The sequence below is a fragment of the Agromyces sp. NPDC056965 genome, from assembly GCF_042673425.1.
In the GTDB taxonomy this organism is placed as follows: domain Bacteria; phylum Actinomycetota; class Actinomycetes; order Actinomycetales; family Microbacteriaceae; genus Agromyces.
The window spans coordinates 1-15381 of record NZ_JBHURI010000020.1 but is presented as its reverse complement, the minus strand read 5'-3'; the positions used below and the strand labels follow the sequence as shown (position 1 = coordinate 15381).

General features: G+C 70.4%; 17 protein-coding genes. 10 read left to right on the top strand and 7 right to left on the bottom strand.

The genetic code is table 11. The features are described 5' to 3' along the window. Nucleotides 1–4: 4 nt before the first annotated feature. Together ACFTQE_RS07220 and ACFTQE_RS07215 are read right to left on the bottom strand one after the other, a co-directional pair. Complete coding sequence (locus tag ACFTQE_RS07220; RefSeq protein WP_376924399.1) at nt 5–466, bottom strand: GbsR/MarR family transcriptional regulator; 462 nt, start codon at nt 464–466, stop codon at nt 5–7. Next, on the bottom strand, nt 459–1265 hold the full coding sequence (locus tag ACFTQE_RS07215; RefSeq protein WP_376924398.1) for an alpha/beta fold hydrolase: 807 nt from the start codon (nt 1263–1265) through the stop codon (nt 459–461). The genes ACFTQE_RS07220 and ACFTQE_RS07215 overlap by 8 nt, the downstream gene beginning before the upstream one ends. Nucleotides 1266–1449: 184 nt before the next feature. Here ACFTQE_RS07215 and ACFTQE_RS07210 point away from each other — a divergent pair, with 184 nt between their 5' ends. From ACFTQE_RS07210 to ACFTQE_RS07200, 3 genes are read left to right on the top strand one after another with little or no spacing between them, the layout of a single operon-like run. Then, nucleotides 1450–2031: a dihydrofolate reductase family protein gene (locus tag ACFTQE_RS07210; RefSeq protein ID WP_376924397.1), complete on the top strand. Its 582-nt coding sequence runs from the start codon at nt 1450–1452 to the stop codon at nt 2029–2031. A 40-nt stretch (nt 2032–2071) separates the two neighbouring features. Continuing rightward, nucleotides 2072–2443, top strand: a complete 372-nt coding sequence (locus tag ACFTQE_RS07205) for a YciI family protein (RefSeq protein WP_376924396.1) — start codon at nt 2072–2074, stop codon at nt 2441–2443. After that, nucleotides 2440–3657 (top strand): RNA polymerase sigma factor, encoded by a 1218-nt coding sequence (locus tag ACFTQE_RS07200; protein WP_376924395.1) that lies wholly within the window; start codon nt 2440–2442, stop codon nt 3655–3657. Before ACFTQE_RS07205 ends, ACFTQE_RS07200 begins: the two co-directional genes overlap by 4 nt. Here ACFTQE_RS07200 and ACFTQE_RS07195 read toward each other — a convergent pair. Genes ACFTQE_RS07195 through ACFTQE_RS07185 form a run of 3 tightly spaced genes read right to left on the bottom strand, consistent with a single transcriptional unit; the run spans nt 3651 to nt 6279 of the window. Beyond that, the gene (locus ACFTQE_RS07195; protein WP_376924394.1) at nt 3651–4652 is read right to left on the bottom strand and encodes a hypothetical protein; all 1002 of its coding nucleotides are present in this window, start codon (nt 4650–4652) and stop codon (nt 3651–3653) included. The genes ACFTQE_RS07200 and ACFTQE_RS07195 overlap by 7 nt on opposite strands. A gap of 48 nt (nt 4653–4700) precedes the next feature. Continuing rightward, nucleotides 4701–5465: an ABC transporter ATP-binding protein gene (locus ACFTQE_RS07190; RefSeq protein WP_376924393.1), complete on the bottom strand. Its 765-nt coding sequence runs from the start codon at nt 5463–5465 to the stop codon at nt 4701–4703. 1 nt (nt 5466) lies between these two features. Continuing rightward, nucleotides 5467–6279: an ABC transporter permease gene (locus tag ACFTQE_RS07185; protein WP_376924431.1), complete on the bottom strand. Its 813-nt coding sequence runs from the start codon at nt 6277–6279 to the stop codon at nt 5467–5469. 81 nt (nt 6280–6360) lie between these two features. Between ACFTQE_RS07185 and ACFTQE_RS07180 the strand changes: the two genes are divergently transcribed. After that, nucleotides 6361–6909 carry an ECF transporter S component gene (locus ACFTQE_RS07180; RefSeq protein WP_376924392.1) on the top strand — a complete coding sequence of 183 codons (549 nt, stop codon included), beginning with the start codon at nt 6361–6363 and terminating at the stop codon, nt 6907–6909. Nucleotides 6910–7012: 103 nt separating this feature from the next. Here ACFTQE_RS07180 and ACFTQE_RS07175 read toward each other — a convergent pair whose 3' ends face one another. Next, nucleotides 7013–7702 (bottom strand): NTP transferase domain-containing protein, encoded by a 690-nt coding sequence (locus tag ACFTQE_RS07175; protein ID WP_375837229.1) that lies wholly within the window; start codon nt 7700–7702, stop codon nt 7013–7015. 1254 nt (nt 7703–8956) lie between these two features. Between ACFTQE_RS07175 and ACFTQE_RS07170 the strand changes: the two genes are divergently transcribed. Genes ACFTQE_RS07170 through ACFTQE_RS07160 form a run of 3 tightly spaced genes read left to right on the top strand, consistent with a single transcriptional unit; the run spans nt 8957 to nt 11644 of the window. Continuing rightward, nucleotides 8957–9796, top strand: a complete 840-nt coding sequence (locus ACFTQE_RS07170; protein ID WP_376924430.1) for an ABC transporter ATP-binding protein — start codon at nt 8957–8959, stop codon at nt 9794–9796. Next, complete coding sequence (locus ACFTQE_RS07165; RefSeq protein ID WP_376924391.1) at nt 9772–11346, top strand: hypothetical protein; 1575 nt, start codon at nt 9772–9774, stop codon at nt 11344–11346. The genes ACFTQE_RS07170 and ACFTQE_RS07165 overlap by 25 nt, the downstream gene beginning before the upstream one ends. A gap of 10 nt (nt 11347–11356) precedes the next feature. Continuing rightward, the gene (locus ACFTQE_RS07160; protein ID WP_056014257.1) at nt 11357–11644 is read left to right on the top strand and encodes a DUF3039 domain-containing protein; all 288 of its coding nucleotides are present in this window, start codon (nt 11357–11359) and stop codon (nt 11642–11644) included. Nucleotides 11645–11695: 51 nt separating this feature from the next. Here ACFTQE_RS07160 and ACFTQE_RS07155 read toward each other — a convergent pair whose 3' ends face one another. Continuing rightward, on the bottom strand, nt 11696–13015 hold the full coding sequence (locus ACFTQE_RS07155) for a nicotinate phosphoribosyltransferase (RefSeq protein ID WP_376924390.1): 1320 nt from the start codon (nt 13013–13015) through the stop codon (nt 11696–11698). A gap of 55 nt (nt 13016–13070) precedes the next feature. Between ACFTQE_RS07155 and murI the strand changes: the two genes are divergently transcribed. Genes murI through rdgB form a run of 3 tightly spaced genes read left to right on the top strand, consistent with a single transcriptional unit; the run spans nt 13071 to nt 15302 of the window. Continuing rightward, nucleotides 13071–13916, top strand: coding sequence for a glutamate racemase (gene murI / locus ACFTQE_RS07150; RefSeq protein WP_376924389.1), 846 nt, complete (start codon nt 13071–13073; stop codon nt 13914–13916). Next, on the top strand, nt 13913–14686 hold the full coding sequence (rph, locus tag ACFTQE_RS07145; protein ID WP_376924388.1) for a ribonuclease PH: 774 nt from the start codon (nt 13913–13915) through the stop codon (nt 14684–14686). The genes murI and rph overlap by 4 nt, the downstream gene beginning before the upstream one ends. 4 nt (nt 14687–14690) lie before the next feature. Further along, nucleotides 14691–15302 (top strand): RdgB/HAM1 family non-canonical purine NTP pyrophosphatase, encoded by a 612-nt coding sequence (gene rdgB / locus ACFTQE_RS07140; protein WP_376924387.1) that lies wholly within the window; start codon nt 14691–14693, stop codon nt 15300–15302. The last annotated feature ends 79 nt before the right edge of the window (nt 15303–15381 follow it).

Below are 15381 nucleotides of genomic sequence, written 5' to 3'. Positions count from 1 at the left end.
GGAGTCAGGGCCGCGGATCGCCGTCGTCGAGGTGATGCCGTCGCAGCATCCGGTCGCCTGCGTCGACGTAGCCCTCGAAGAGGTCGACGACGGCGCGGAGGCGTTCGCGCGCGCGTTCTCCCTCGGTGAGCGCCGCTCCCGAGCGGAGCGTGCGGATGAAGGTTCGCGTTCGCTCGTGACTCGCAGCGAGCAACTGCTCGAATCCGCCGACGGCCTCCACGCGGAGGCGCCGGCTGCCGGGTTGGGGGATCGTTCGAGCGAGCCCCCACGACGTGAGCTCGCGGACCGCGGTGCTGACACCGCCGGCGCTGAGGCTCAGTTCCGCGGCGATGGTGTCGAGGGTCTCCGGCTCGGTCCTGAGTAGCAGGAACCCGTACACCCTCCCGGTCGTGCGGGAGAGGTGCCAGGAGGCCAGGGTGTCGCCGACCGACTCGATGAACTCGACACGTTCGTCGCGCTCAGACATGGGGCACCGATGCGAGCAGGTCGAGGAGCGCGATCGTCGTGGCTTCGGGCGCATCGAGGGTCACCACGTGGCCGGCGCCCGCGATGACCCGTTCGCCGACGGCCTCGGCCCTCGCCCACGCGGGCATGGCCGTCGCGATGTTGCCCGTGCGATCCAGTTCGCCGCGGATGAGGCCGAGGGGAACGGGCACCCGGTAGTCGGGGTCGGGGTCGACGAACGCGACGGTCGCGCGCCAGACGTCGAGGAAGGAGCGCTTCGGCATGCGGGCGAACATCGCCTCGGTGGCCGCGATCGCCCCTGGCGTTACCGCCGAGGCGCGGGCCAGCATGCCCGGCAGTCGCGACGCGGGAACGAGCGACAGTGCGGGGGCGGCGAGGCGGAGCGCGGTGCGTTCGCCGCGGGAGAGCGGCCCGGTGTTCCAGGTCGAGTCGATCACGATGAGCGCGCCGGCTCGACCCGGGTCGCTGCGTACGAGTGCCTGCGCGAGGTTGCCGCCGAGCGAGTGTCCCACGAGGGCGGGACGGTCGAGGGCGAGGTGGTCGAGCAGCGCCGAGAGATCGTCGAGCGCGGCCCGCCCGGTGAAGCGCGCGTCGGGCTCGAGGCGCGAGCCCCCGTGGCCGCGCTGATCGAAGGCGACGACCGAGTGCCCGGCCTCCTGAAGGGCGAGGGCCTGCACGGCGAACATGGAGTGATCCATGCCGGCGCCGTGGACGAGCACGACCGGTCGCCGATCACCGTCGAGCATCGTGAAGCGGAGCGTCGCGCCCGGGCGGGACAGGGTGCGATCCAAATTCAACATATTCTGAATATAGCGAATTCAGCGTCGGACGGGGCGATCTCCGGGCGAGTTCGCCGGGACGGCCGAGTCGGCCGAGTCTGCGAGTGCGTGCACCGGATCGTGCCGACGGTGTCCACGCGAGGGTGGGTCGATCGTCATTCTGGTGAGCCCGCACCCTGCGGGCGAACAGAGGAGACAGCAGAGCATGTCCACGATCACGGTTTTCGAGAGCGTCAGCCTCGACGGCGTCATGCAGGGGCCCGGTCGGGCCGACGAGGACGCCCGAGGGGGGTTCACCGAGGGCGGATGGAGCAACGGCTACCAGGACGAGGTGCTGATGAAGTACGCCGGTGAGGGCATGGGGGCCGGTCCAGCCCTCGTGTTCGGCCACCGCACCTACGACGACGTGCTCGGCTACTGGTCATCGGTCGGGCCGAACCCGTTCGTCGATGTCCTCCTCGGGTCCGAGAAGTTCGTCGTCTCGCGCTCGGCCGACACGGCATTGGCGTACCCGAACAGCGAACTCCTTGCGGGCGAGGCGGTGTCGACGGTCGCCGCGCTGAAGGAGCGCTCCTCCCGTGACCTCCTGATCCTCGGCAGCGGCGAACTCGTCCGTTCGCTGCATATCGCGGGTCTCGTCGACCGCTACGCGTTGCAGATCCACCCCATCGTCGTCGGCTCGGGCGCTCGGCTCTTCGGGCAGGGCGACCGCGTCGACCTCAGGCTCGGTCGAAGCATCCCCACCACGACCGGCGTGCTCATCGTCGAGTACACCGTGGCCCGCTGATCCGTTGCCGAACGCGACGCCCGACGAGAGAATCGAGCACATGCGATACATGTTGCTGACGCACTACTCCGAAGGCGACGGGCTGCGCCAGAACGAGGAGGCGGTCGCAGCCGCCATGGACGCGATGGCCGCCTACGCGGCGACGCTCGAGGCCGCCGGCGTGCTCGTCGCGGCCGAGGTGCTGGGTTCGTCCGAGAGCTCGACCACGGTGTCGCTCGTCACCGGCGAGTTGCGCATCCAAGACGGACCGTTCGCGGACACGAAGGAACAACTGGGCGGCGTGTTCGTCATCGAGGTCGCCGATCCGGACGCCGCCCTCGCCTGGGCGCAGCAGGCACCGCCGGTGCGGTGGGGATCGGTCGAGATCCGGCCGGTCGCCACGTATGCCGTCGCAGGTGTCTGGGTCGAGTGACATCAGACGCCCGCCAGGTCGCGGCCCACGCAGCGCGCGCGTCGTTCGGGCGGCTCGTGGCGTTGCTCGTCTCGGCGAACGCGAACATCGCCGAAGCGGAGGACGCGGTCGCTGCTGCCCTCGAACAGGCCCTGCGCTCGTGGCCCGCGACGGGGATTCCTGCGAATCCGGAAGGATGGCTGCTGACCGTGGCCAGGAATCGTCAGCGGGACGCGTGGAGGTCGGCCGCGCATCGCACCGGCGCCGAGCTCGACGCGGATGACCCGCGCATGCCGTACGCGCTCGACGAGGTCGATCCCGGCGCGATCGGCGACCGTCGCCTGGAGTTGATGTTCGCGTGCGCCGATCCGGCGGTCGACGCCGGAGTACGCACGCCGCTCATGCTGCAGCTGGTCCTGGGGTTCACCGCAGCGCAGATCGCCGCCGCGTACGGCGTCGCACCGGCCGGGTTGACGAAGCGGCTCGTGCGCGCGAAGCGCCGCATCCGCGATGCCGGCATCCCGTTCGCGATCCCCGACCGCGCGAGCATGCCTCATCGGCTGAGCGCCGTGCTCGAAGCGGTCTACGGTTGCTACGCGATCGCGTGGCGCGATGCCGACGGCCGCTCGCATCGCGAGCCGGATTCGATGGCCGGCGAGGCGCTTCACCTCGCAACGACCCTGGCCGTGCTTCTGGATGCGGAAGCGGAGGCGTGGTCGCTGGCGGCACTCATCGCGCTCTCACTGTCTCGAGCCGAGGCCCGTTCGGGTGTGTTCGTGCCGCTCGACGAGCAGGATCCGGCCACCTGGGATGCGGCGCTGATCGTCGAGGGCGAAGGTTACCTCCGACGGGCGGGGGAGCTGGGCGGAACACCCGGACGGTTCCAGCTCGAGGCGGCGATGCAGGCCGTTCACGCTGCCCGAGTCCGCGGAGCGGCCGTGGACTGGGCGGCGCTCACGAAGCTGTCGAGAGTGCTCGTCGCCGTGGCGCCGACGGCGGGTGCCCGCATCGCATCCGCCGCGGTGGTCGGCAGGACCGACGGGCCCGAGATCGGCCTCGCGCTGCTCGACGAGCTCCCGCCCGGAAGCGAACGCCTGTCGGCCTTCCACGCCACCCGGGGTGACCTGCTCACGCGGGCGGGTCGTCGAGTCGAAGCATCCGCTGCTTTCGCTCGCGCTGCCGAGCTCGAGACCGACGCGGCGGCAGCGGCCTACCTTCGATCACGCGCTCAGTGATCGGCTGTCGTCGAGTCCCCGTCGCGGTCGTCGCCGTCACTGTCGCCGTCGCCGTCGTCCGACGACGACCGGGCTGCTGCGAGCCGATCGAACGGCAGTTTCGCTGCGCGGCCGACGGCCCCGCCGACCGCGCCGGCGATGCGCACGACCCGCTTGCCCGTCGAGACGAGCATCGTCTCGTCGCCGCGCGGTTCGAGCTCGAGCGGCAGTGCTGCCGGCGCCGTGCCGAACGCGAGCCGCGACTGCGTGAGCACCCGGCGACCGAGCACGTTGTTGCCGATGCCGCCGATCGCCGCCCCGATGCCGAACGGGATCGCCTTGCCGATGATGCCGGCGCCGCCGCGCACTGCGAACTGCTTGATGAAGACGCTGCGCAGGCGGTCGACGACGGTGCCCATGACGGCCTTCGGCAGACTGTTCGTGATGAGCTCGCCCCAGTAGGCGTCGCGGGCCACGCCCGAACCGGTCGCCTGGCCGGCGAATTGACGCACGAGATCACTGCCCTCGCGGCCGAGCATGAGCGTCATCACGAGCGCCCGCGCCCGCTCGGGGTTGTCGATGGGAATGCCGTGCACCTCCGCCACCGACTGGGCGAAGAGCGCGGTCGCCTCGAGGAACCCCGCGGTCTCGACGCCGGAGAGTGCGAGCGTCACACCGGTGCCGACACCCGGGATCACCGCGGTCGCCCCGACGGCTGCGCCGCCCGTGGTGACGGCGGCGAGGTAGCGGCGTTCGAGGATGCGCACGAGCTGGTCGGGCGTCGCGCCAGGTGAACGGCGACGGATGCCGCGGAGATGCGCCACGACGATCGGACGCTGGATCGCGAGCGCGCGGTCGATCGCACGTTCGACGCCGTGCGCGCGAGCTGCGTCGGCGGGGGCGCCCACGGTCGGATCGCCGGCCGTCGGGCCCTCCTGCTCGCGAGGGCGCTCGCGAGACTGCTCGCTCGGATCGCTCGGCCCCATCGAGGTGATCGTGTGCACGCGGTCTGGCATGTGGCGATGATACGCGAGCCCGCTGAGGGGTCGGCGGGCGGGTGTCGCCTACGCGACCCCGTGCTCGGCGTTGTAGCGGGCGAGCACGTCGTCGATCGGGCCGTCGAGCACGAGCGAGCCCTTGTCGAGGTAGAGGCCGCGCGTGCAGAACCGGCGGAGGTCCCGTTCGTTGTGCGAGACGAAGAACAGCGTGCGGCCGCCGGCGAGCAGCTCGTCGATGCGGCGGTAGCACTTCTCGCGGAACGCCTTGTCGCCCACGGCGAGCACCTCGTCGACGAGCATGATCGGCTCCTCGAGCTGCGAGATCACCGCGAACGCGATGCGCACCTTCATGCCGCTCGAGAGGTGCTTGTAGGGCGTGTCGAGGAAGTCCCCGATGTCGGCGAACTCGATGATCTCATCGAACTTCGCGTCGATCTGGGCGTTCGTCATGCCGTGCAGGCCGGCCGTCAGGTAGACGTTGTCGCGCACGGTGAGGTCGTCGACGAACCCGCCGGTGATCTCGATGAGCGGGGCGACACCGCCCGTGATCTCGACCGTGCCCTCGTCGGCGATCATGACGCCGGCGACGAGCTTCAGCAGGGTCGACTTGCCCTGGCCGTTCCGACCGACGACGCCGATCGCCTCGCCGGGGCGCACCTCGATCGAGACGTCGCGGAGCGCCCAGAACTCCCCGGGACGCGTGCGGCGGCGGCGGCCGGCCAGCAGGTCCTTGAACGAGCGGCGGCCGCGTCGATTGCGCCGGAAGCGGATGCCGAGCCCCGTGGTGCGAATGGCGAAGGGGGCCGAGGAGACGGCGGTCGTGGCATCCAACTCAGATCTCCTTCAGTACCTGGCGCTCCGAGGAGCGGAACACCCAGAGGCCGACCGCGAGGATCGCGAGCGACATCCCGGCGGAGACGGCGACGTTGAACCAGTCGAGCTCTTCGGGGAAGAACCCGGCGCGGTAGATGCCGAAGATGCCCGAGAGCGGGTTGAAGGCCGCCCAGAAATGCAGCTGCGACGGCAGGTCGGTGACGCCGTAGATGATGGGGGAGGCGTAGAACAGGAACCGGAGCGCGAGCTTGACCGCCCGCTCGAGGTCGCGGAAGAAGACCACGAGCGGCGCGACGATCAAGGCCACGCCCGCGGTGAGGATCGCCTGCAGCACGATCGCGATCGGGAAGAGCGCGAGTTCCCAGTAGACCTCCGCATGGAAGACCACGACGAAGAGCGCGAGCACCGGCAGCGCGAGCAGGAACTCGATGCCCTTCGACAGCACGATGCGGTTGACCCAGATCGTGCGCGGGATCATCGTCGAGCGCACGAGCTTCGCGTCCTTCAGGAACGCGCGGGTGGAGTCGGAGACCGACCCGTTGAACCACATCCACGGCAGCAGCGCCGACAGCAGGAACACGATGTACGGATCGGTGCCCACCGGGCGCTGGAAGACCTGGGTGAAGACGAACCAGTAGATGCCCGCCATGACGAGGGGGTCGAGCACCGACCACACGTACCCGAGGGCGGAGGTCGAGTAGCGCACCTTCAGGTCGCGGGTCGTGAGCAGCCACAACGAATGGCGGTACCTGGCCCACGGCGTCCGCTGCAGCGGATGGGCATCACCGTATGCTCTCGACACCGTGCTCATCACGCTCTCATCGTAGATGCCGCACCGGGGTAGATTTGTATCGACGGGTGGCAAGTGCCGAGCCCAGTCGGAAGGAGCCTCGTGCACCGCACCAGTACCCGTGTGATCCTCAGCTGCGCCGCGATCGGCGTCGGCGGCGGCCTGTTCGCCGCCGGTGCGGGGTACGCCGCCGGGCTCATCGCCGGCATCGCCCCGATGCTCTACGGCATCACGATCGGTTCGCACTTCCTGCCGAGCGCCGTGGCGCTCGCACTCCTGAAGCGCCCGGGCGTCGGCATCCTCACCGGATTCATCGCGGGTCTCGTCGGCGCGGCCTTCGCCCCCCACTGGATCCTGCGATTCCTCGGCACCGGCCTCCTGGTCGGCGCACTGCTCGAGCTGCCGTTCTTCATCACCCGGTACAAGAACTGGTCGCCGTGGCTCTACTACGTCGCGGCAGGGGCCTCCGGCCTGATCCTCGCCGGGGGCACCTTCATCGCCCTCGGACCCGAGCACTACGCGCCCTGGTTCTGGGCGCTCTACCTGGCGATGTTCGCCCTGAGCCCGATCGCGTTCACCTGGCTCGGCCGGGTGATCGCGGCATCGCTCGCCCGTGCGGGCGTCGCGCGCACGCTCACGACGGGGCGCTGAGCCGCCGGGCACCACGTACGGAACGCGAGAACTCCGAAAAGAGAAGAGAGCGGATGCCTCGTGGCATCCGCTCTCTTCTCTTATTTCGGTGCTGTGGTGCAGGTCACACGAAGTGGTTCGCACGCTCCAGGTCTTCGGCGAAGTCGATCTCGACCGCGTAGAGGTCGGAGATGTCCATCGGCTCGACGAGGAGGCCGTTCTGCTCGATCGCGAGCTCGAGGCCGCGCTCGAAGTAGTCCTGGTCGCCGACGCGGTGCAGGTGCGCGAGGAACGTCGCCTTGTCGCGGCTCGAGATGTAGTTGATGCCGACGGCCTCGCCGAGACCGCCCTTGACGGTCTTCGAGAGCGCCTTGATGTAGCCCTCTGCGCTCGTCGTGTACTTCACCTCTTCGTCGGACACCTTCGAGGTGTTGACGGTGACGAAGGACTGGTCGCGAGCGATGTAGGGCAGCGCGCGGTCGAGGATGCTCGGGTCGAAGACGACGTCGCCGTTCATCCACAGCACGCCGCCGGACTGCGACGCCGCGAGGGCGCGCATGAGGCTCTTCGAGGTGTTCGTCTGGTCGTACTCCTCGTTGTAGACGAAGGACGCCTGCGGGAACGCCTCGATGATGTGCTCGAGCTTGTAGCCGACGACGATGGTCACGTCGGCGTTGCCGCCGAACGCGTGCTCGATGTTGTCGAACTGCTGGCGCATGATGGTGCGGCCGTCGCTGAGCTCGGTGAGGGGCTTGGGGAGGGATCGCCCGAGCCGGCTCCCCATGCCGGCCGCGAGAATCACGATCTGGGTCACTGCATCTCCTTCGGTGGGTCGGATGCCCCCCGAGCGCCGCCCTCGTCGCCGAGGGTTCGCCCGGATTTCATCCGGAAGTTCACATATGGACACGCCGTTATGCCGGTATTCAGGATATCGGGGCCGCTCCGTGCCCACCATCTGGGGGGCAAGGTCGTAGTGCGATCGTGATACGACGCTCAGCCGATACCCAGTCTCCCCCTCCAATCACCGTGCGACAAGGCTCGCAACGGCGGTGCTGATTGATAGGTTGTCTGGGTGACTTCCGTTTCGCGCTCCGAACACGACGACGAAACTGCCGAAGGCACCGGAGCGGGGGCGTCCGATACACCGGAGTCCCAGCCGGTGCAGTCGGCAGCGACGGCGAAGCGCCCCGCGCGCACGGCCGCACCGAAGACGACCGCCGCGGCGGCGACTGCGAAGTCGACGGCGGCGAAGACGACCGCAGCGAAGAAGGCCGCCGGTGCTTCGACGGGGGCCAAGACCGCCGCTGCGAAGTCGACCGCGGCCGCCAAGACCGCGGCAGCGAAGACGACGGCGGCCAAGACCGCTGCCGCGAAGAAGCAGGCCGCAGCAGCCGAAGCCGCCGCAGAAGCCGCCGAGTCGGCCGCAGGCGAGACGACAGAGAGCCGCCCGGCCTCGAAGCGCACCGCCGCGTCGCGCACAGCGTCGGCGAAGGCCGCCGCCGCACGCGGCGAGGCCGCGAAGACCACGCGGGCGCCGCGAGCGACCGCGACCAAGAGTGCAGCCGGTGCGGCGAAGAGCCGAACCGAGGCCGTGGCGACGGCGGCGGCGACTCGACGCCAGTCGCAACAGGTCGCCGCGGCGCTCACCACCGAGACCACGGCCGCCGAGCGGTCGACGCGCAAGGCCCCCGACACGTCCGCGGCGACGGTGTCCGAGCCCCCTGTCGCACCCGAGACCACGCCCGAGACCACGCCCGAGACCGCGCCCGTCGCCGCACCCGAGACCGCGTCCGTCGCCGCGCCCGAGACAGCGCCCCGGACCGCGTCCGTCGTCGCGCCCCGGACTGCCGCCGCGCGTTCGGAGATCGACGAGGAGACCGTCGAGCGCGCTCCGAAGCGGCCTGCTGCAGCTGCGGTGGTCGCGGCCGTCGCCGCCACCGAGGTCGTGGCCACCGAAGACGTCGCGACCGCGGCACCCGAGGCGCCCGTCGCCCCGCCCGCGTCGCCCGTGGCCGAATCGAGCGAGGCAGCTGCCGAGGCATCCGGCAGCGCCGCCCAGGCCGTCGCCGTGATCCAGCCCGCCAAGAAGCCCACGGCGCGCAAGAAGCGCTCGCTGCGCCCGGCTCGAAGCGCACCGCCGGCGACCGCGCCGAAGGTGCTCGCGATCGAGGGGCTCGTGAAGAAGTTCGGCGAGAACACCGCCGTCGACGGCATCAGCCTCGACGTGCGCGCCGGATCGTTCTTCGGCATCGTCGGTCCGAACGGCGCCGGCAAGACGACGACCCTCTCGATGGTGACGGGCCTCCTTCGTCCCGACGCCGGCACCGTGCGCATCCACGACATCGACGCGTGGGCGAACCCGCGGGCCGCCAAGCGCGCCACGGGCGTGCTGCCCGACCGGCTGCGCCTCTTCGACCGGCTGACCGGTGCGCAGCTCCTGTACTACTCCGGCGTGCTGCGCGGCCTCGACAGCCGTACCGTGCGCGAGCGCAGCGCCGACCTGATCGCGGCATTCGGCCTCGACGACGCCGTCGACCGGCTCGTCGCCGACTACTCCGCGGGCATGACGAAGAAGATCGCGCTGGCGTGCGCCATGATCCACTCGCCGCGCCTCCTCGTGCTCGACGAACCGTTCGAGTCGGTCGACCCCGTGTCGGCCGCGAACCTCACCGAGATCCTCGAGCGCTACGTCGCAGGCGGTGGCACGGTCGTGCTCTCGAGCCACGGCATGGACCTCATCGAGCGCGTCTGCGACTCGGCGGCGATCATCGTGGCCGGGCGCGTGCTCGCGGCGGGCACGCTCGACGAGGTCCGCGCCGGACAGACCCTCGAAGACCGATTCGTCGAGCTCGCCGGCGGACGCAAGGCTGCGGAAGGCATGGAATGGTTGCACAGTTTCTCCGACTGAAACTGCGGCTGCTCGGCAACATCTTCCAGCGAAGCGCGTGGCAGGTCGTCGGCATCGTCCTCGGCTTGATCTACGGGTTGGGCCTGGCTGCGCTGTTGTTCGCATCGCTCGTCGGGCTGCGATTCGTCGATGACGTCGAGGTCATCCGCGACGCCTTCGTGGTCGCCGGGTCGATCACCGTGCTCGGCTTCATCATCGTGCCGCTGATCTTCGGGGTCGACGACACGATGGATCCCCGGCGCTTCGCGCTCTTCGGCCTGCCCGACCGCACGCTCGCGATCGGCCTCGCCGTCGCGGCCGTCATCGGGATCCCCGCGCTCGTGCTCGCCATCGTGCTGCTCGGCACCGTCGTCACCTGGTCGCGCGGCGTCGGCGAGACCCTCCTCGCGATCATCGCCGCGGCGATCGCGTTCGCCACGTGCCTCCTCATCGCGCGCGTCGCGACCGGCGTCGCATCCCTGCTGCTCGCCACTCGACGGGCCCGCGAGCTCAGCGGCGTGCTCGGGCTGCTCCTGATCGTGATGGCCTCGCCGATCATCGTCGTGCTCGTCTCGGTCGACTGGGAGAGCTCGGGCGCCTCGGTCATGGAATCGATCGCGGGCGTGCTCTCCTGGACCCCGTTCGGCGCGGCCTTCGCGGTGCCGGGCGACGCGGCCGCCGGCCAGTGGGGCCCGGCGATCGTCAAGTTCCTGATCGCCGCGGCGACCCTCGTGCTCATCTGGTTCGGCTGGCAGGCCCTCGTCGCCAAGATGCTCGTGACCCCCGGCCGCGAGGCCTCGGCCAAGAGCTACCGCGGACTCGGCTGGTTCGACCGGCTGCCGCACGGCGCCGCCGGCGCGGTCGCCGCGCGCAGCTTCACCTACTGGTTCCGCGACGCGCGCTACTGGGTCTCGCTCGTCATGGTTCCGATCGTCCCGATCATCGTGATGGTGCCGCTCAGCCTCGCCGGCGTGCCCACCGAGTACCTCTGGCTGATCCCGGTGCCGCTCATGTGCCTGTTCCTCGGGTGGAGCCTGCACAACGACACCGCCTACGACTCGACGGCCATCTGGCTGCACGTCGTCTCCGGCGTACGCGGGGTGTCCGATCGGATCGGCCGGCTCGTGCCGGTGCTCATCGCCGGCGTGCTGGTCATCGGCCTCGGCAGCGCGGTCACGGTCTTCGTGCTGAACGACTGGCGACTGCTGCCATCGCTCCTCGGCGTGAGCACGGCGCTGCTGCTGGCCGGACTCGGCGTCGGGTCGATCACCTCGGCCCGGTTCCCGTATCCGGCGGTCAAGCCGGGCGACAGCCCGTTCCAGCAGCCGCAGGCGACCGGCACCATCACGGCGCTCGTGCAGTCGATCACCATGCTCGGTTCGCTGCTGATCGCGCTGCCGGCGCTGGTGTTCGGCTGGCTCGGCATCTTCGTCGACCCTGCGTGGCACGCGGCATCCTTCGCCTCGGGCATCGGCCTCGGTCTCCTCGTGCTCGTGATCGGCGTGACCGCCGGCGGCAGGGTCTTCGACCGCCGCGGGCCCGAGATCATCGGTGCCGCGATCCGCGCGTAGAATCGAACGCATGATCTCCTCCGTGCGCGTGAGCATCGCCGACCCTGGTTCGCCCGGCGGCGGCACCGACGTTCTCGACCGCGAACTCGAGAAGCTCCTGAACGAAGAGGCCATCGAGCCCGGCGATCACGAGCGCTTCTCGCACTACGTGCAGAAAGACAAGATCCTGCAGTCGGCCCTCACCGGCAAGCCCGTGAAGGCGCTGTGCGGCAAGAAGTGGACCCCCGGGCGCGACCCCGAGAAGTTCCCGGTCTGCCCGACCTGCAAGGCGATCTACGAGAAGATGAAGGCGGAGTAGCCGCGCTCAGCGGTACGTCGCTCGGCGCTTCGTCGCTCAGCGCTTCGTCGCTCAGCGGTACGTCGTCGGAATCACCGGTTCGCCGCGGCCGAGGCGGAACGCCTCGATCGGCAGCTCCTGCATGACCGTCGCGCGGTGCTCGCGCGCGGCCTCGGTGCCCGCCTCGCCGAGGAACGCGGGGTCGGCCTCGCCGCCGCTCATCAGCTGCACCATGAGCGGGCGCAGCTGGCTGCCCGCCTCGTACTCGGCCTCGCCGCCGGGGCCGTCGCCGACGAAGACGAGCTCTTCGCGTGCCGTCAGCGTCGCGTCGAGCCGGCGTGCGGCGTTCTTGCGGCCGCCGACGCTCGCCTTCTGCGTCGACGCCTTCGCGACCGAGACCCACTCGCCGGCGTCGTCGCGGCGCGCCACGAGCTTGAACACCATGCCGGCGGCCGGGAAGCCCGAGCCGGTGACGACGGCGGTGCCGACGCCGTAGGCGTCGACGGGAGCACCGGAGAGGCCTGCGATCGTGAACTCGTCGAGGTCGCTCGTGACGGTGATGCGCGTGTCGACGGCACCGAGGGTGTCGAGCTGCTCGCGCACGGCGGCCACGACGGTCGGCAGGTCGCCGGAGTCGATGCGCACCGCGCCGAGCTCGGGGCCGGCGACCTTCACGGCGAGCTCGACGCCCTTCGTGATGTCGTAGGTGTCGACGAGCAGCGTCGTCTTCGGGCCGAAGGCCTCGACCTGGGCGCGGAACGCGCTCTCTTCCGTGTCGTGCAGCAGGGTGAAGGCGTGCGCAGCGGTGCCCATCGTCGGAATGCCCCACGTGCGCCCGGCCTCGAGGTTCGACGTCGCGTCGAAGCCCGCGATGTAGGCGGCGCGTGCGGCGGCGATCGCCGAGCCCTCGCTCGTGCGCCGCGAGCCCATCTCGGCGATCGGTCGGCCGAGGGCGACGGAGACCATGCGGGCGGCGGCGCTCGCGACCGACGAGTCGTAGTTGAGGGTCGAGAGCACGACGGTCTCGAGCATGACGGCCTCGGCGAACGTCGCCTGTATCGTGAGGAGCGGCGAGCCCGGGAAGTAGGCCTCGCCCTCGCGGTAGCCCCAGATGTCGCCCCTGAACCGGTAGTCGGCGAGCCAGTCGAGGGTCGCGGGTCGCACGACGTCGTGCTCGCGGAGCCACTCGAGCTCCGCCTCGTCGAAGCGGAAACGCTGGATCAACTCGATCAGGCGCCCGGTGCCCGCCACGATGCCGTAGCGCCGCCCATCGGGCAGGCGCCTCGCGAAGGCCTCGAAGAGGCTCTCGCGGTGGGCGGTGCCGTCGAGCAACGCGGCATCGACCATCGTCAGTTCGTATCGGTCGGTGAAGAGCGCTGCTGAGCCGGTCACCCGCCAAGCCTATCGAGGAGGGCGCGTACAGCGGGGAGCGCTACGCTTGCATGTCGTGACGGATGCACCGATCGGAATCTTCGACTCCGGGGTCGGCGGGCTCACCGTCGCCCGGGCCGTGAAAGACCAGTTGCCCAACGAGTCGATCCTCTACATCGGCGACCTCGAGCACTCGCCGTACGGGCCGAAGAAGATCGCCGACGTGCGCGGGTACGCGCTCGCGGTGCTCGACGACCTCGTCGCCCAGGGCGTCAAGATGCTCGTGATCGCCTGCAACACGGCCTCCGCCGCGATGCTCCGCGATGCGCGCGAGCGATACGACGTGCCCGTCGTCGAGGTCATCCAGCCGGCCGTCAGACGCGCCGTCGCGGCGACGAAGACCGGCAGGGTCGGCGTGATCGGCACCGCCGGCACGATCGGTTCGCGGGCCTACGACGACGCCTTCGCCGCGGCACCGCACCTCGAGCTCTTCTCGCAGGCGTGCCCGAGGTTCGTCGAGTTCGTCGAGGCCGGGGTGACGACGGGCGACGAACTGCTCGCGATCACCGAGGAGTACCTCGCACCGCTGAAGGCGGCCCGCATCGACACCCTCGTGCTCGGGTGCACCCACTACCCGTTCCTGAAGGGCGCGATCTCCTACGTCATGGGCGAGGAGGTCACGCTCGTCTCGAGCGACGTTGAGACGGCGAACGACGTCTACCGGGTGCTCGTCGGCACCGGCGCCGAGCGCCGGGCGGCGACCCCGCCGAGCTACCGCTACGAGGCCACGGGCCGCTCGACGAGCGCGTTCCTCGACCTCGCCCACCGCCTCATCGGCCCCGAGATCCCGAGCGTCGAGCTCGTGCAGACGGGTGCCGTCACGATTCCAGACCACGTACGGCTTCGACAGGAGAACGCATGACCGAGGCATCCGAGTCCACCACCATCATCCGCGCCGACGGACGCACTGCCGACCAGTTGCGCGAGGTGACCATCGAGCGCGGCTGGAGCGAGCACGCGGAGGGCAGTGCCCTCATCTCGTTCGGCAAGACCAAGGTGCTCTGCACCGCGTCGTTCACGAACGGCGTGCCCCGCTGGATGAACGGCAAGGGCAAGGGCTGGGTCACCGCCGAGTACTCGATGCTGCCCCGCGCCACGAACACGCGCAACGACCGCGAGGCCGTCAAGGGCCGCATCGGCGGGCGCACGCACGAGATCAGCCGCCTGATCGGCCGCAGCCTTCGCGCGGTCGTCGACACGAAGGGGCTCGGCGAGAACACGATCCAGATCGACTGCGACGTGCTCCAGGCCGATGGCGGCACCCGCACCGCCGCGATCACGGGCGCCTACGTCGCCCTCGCGGATGCGATCGAGTGGGCTCGCGACAAGAAGTTCGTGGGCCAGCGCGCCCAGCCCCTCATCGACACCGTCTCGGCCGTGTCGGTCGGCATCATCGACGGCACGCCGATGCTCGATCTCGCCTACGTCGAAGACGTGCGCGCCGAGACCGACATGAACGTCGTGGCCACCGGTCGCGGCCTCTTCGTCGAGGTGCAGGGCACGGCCGAGGGCGCGCCCTTCGACCGTCGCGAGCTCGACTCGCTGCTCGACCTCGCCCTCGCGGGCACCGCCGAGCTCACGCGCATCCAGCAGCGCGTGCTCGCCGAGGCCATCGCCGCAGCGGGGGAGTGACGCGGTGAGCCTCGAGATCGTGCTCGCGACCCACAACCAGCACAAGGTCGACGAGTTCCAGAAGATCCTGGGCGAGCGGATGCCCGGGCTCACGGTGCTCGCCTACGACGGCCCCGAGCCGGTCGAAGACGGCACCTCGTTCGAGGAGAACGCGTTCATCAAGGCGCGGGCCGCTGCGGCGCACACCGGTCGCATCGCCCTCGCCGACGACTCGGGTATCGCGGTCGACGTCATGGGCGGTTCTCCCGGCATCTTCTCCGCCCGATGGGCCGGGCCCAGCCGAGGCGCGCAGGCGAACCTCGACCTGCTGCTCGCGCAGCTCGGCGACATCCGCGACCCGAACCGCATCGGACACTTCCACTGCACCATCGCGCTCGTGGTGCCCGAGTCGGCCGGCGGCCCGCACGAGTACGCGGCCGTCGGGCTGTGGCCCGGGCGCATCGCGCTCGAGGAGTCGGGGGCGCACGGATTCGGGTACGACCCGATCTTCATGCCCGAGGGCTTCGAGGTCTCCGCGGCCGAGCTCGCGCCCGAGGTGAAGAACACGCACAGTCACCGGGCCCGCGCGTTCGCGGCGCTCGTGCCCGAACTCGAGCGGATCATCGCCGCTCGGTGAGAGCGGGTTCGCCGAGTCCCGGGATCGCGGCGCGCGGAGGCGCCCCCCCAGGCCGCCGACGAGGCGGGGCGCGAGCGAG

Coding starts and splice junctions, on each gene's coding strand:
- ACFTQE_RS07220 (WP_376924399.1), bottom strand. CDS start 466: ATGTCTGAGCGCGACGAACGTGTCGAGTTCATCGAGTCGGTCGGCGAC.
- ACFTQE_RS07215 (WP_376924398.1), bottom strand. CDS start 1,265: ATGTTGAATTTGGATCGCACCCTGTCCCGCCCGGGCGCGACGCTCCGC.
- ACFTQE_RS07210 (WP_376924397.1), top strand. CDS start 1,450: ATGTCCACGATCACGGTTTTCGAGAGCGTCAGCCTCGACGGCGTCATG.
- ACFTQE_RS07205 (WP_376924396.1), top strand. CDS start 2,072: ATGCGATACATGTTGCTGACGCACTACTCCGAAGGCGACGGGCTGCGC.
- ACFTQE_RS07195 (WP_376924394.1), bottom strand. CDS start 4,652: ATGCCAGACCGCGTGCACACGATCACCTCGATGGGGCCGAGCGATCCG.
- ACFTQE_RS07185 (WP_376924431.1), bottom strand. CDS start 6,279: ATGAGCACGGTGTCGAGAGCATACGGTGATGCCCATCCGCTGCAGCGG.
- ACFTQE_RS07165 (WP_376924391.1), top strand. CDS start 9,772: ATGGTTGCACAGTTTCTCCGACTGAAACTGCGGCTGCTCGGCAACATC.
- ACFTQE_RS07160 (WP_056014257.1), top strand. CDS start 11,357: ATGATCTCCTCCGTGCGCGTGAGCATCGCCGACCCTGGTTCGCCCGGC.
- rph (WP_376924388.1), top strand. CDS start 13,913: ATGACCGAGGCATCCGAGTCCACCACCATCATCCGCGCCGACGGACGC.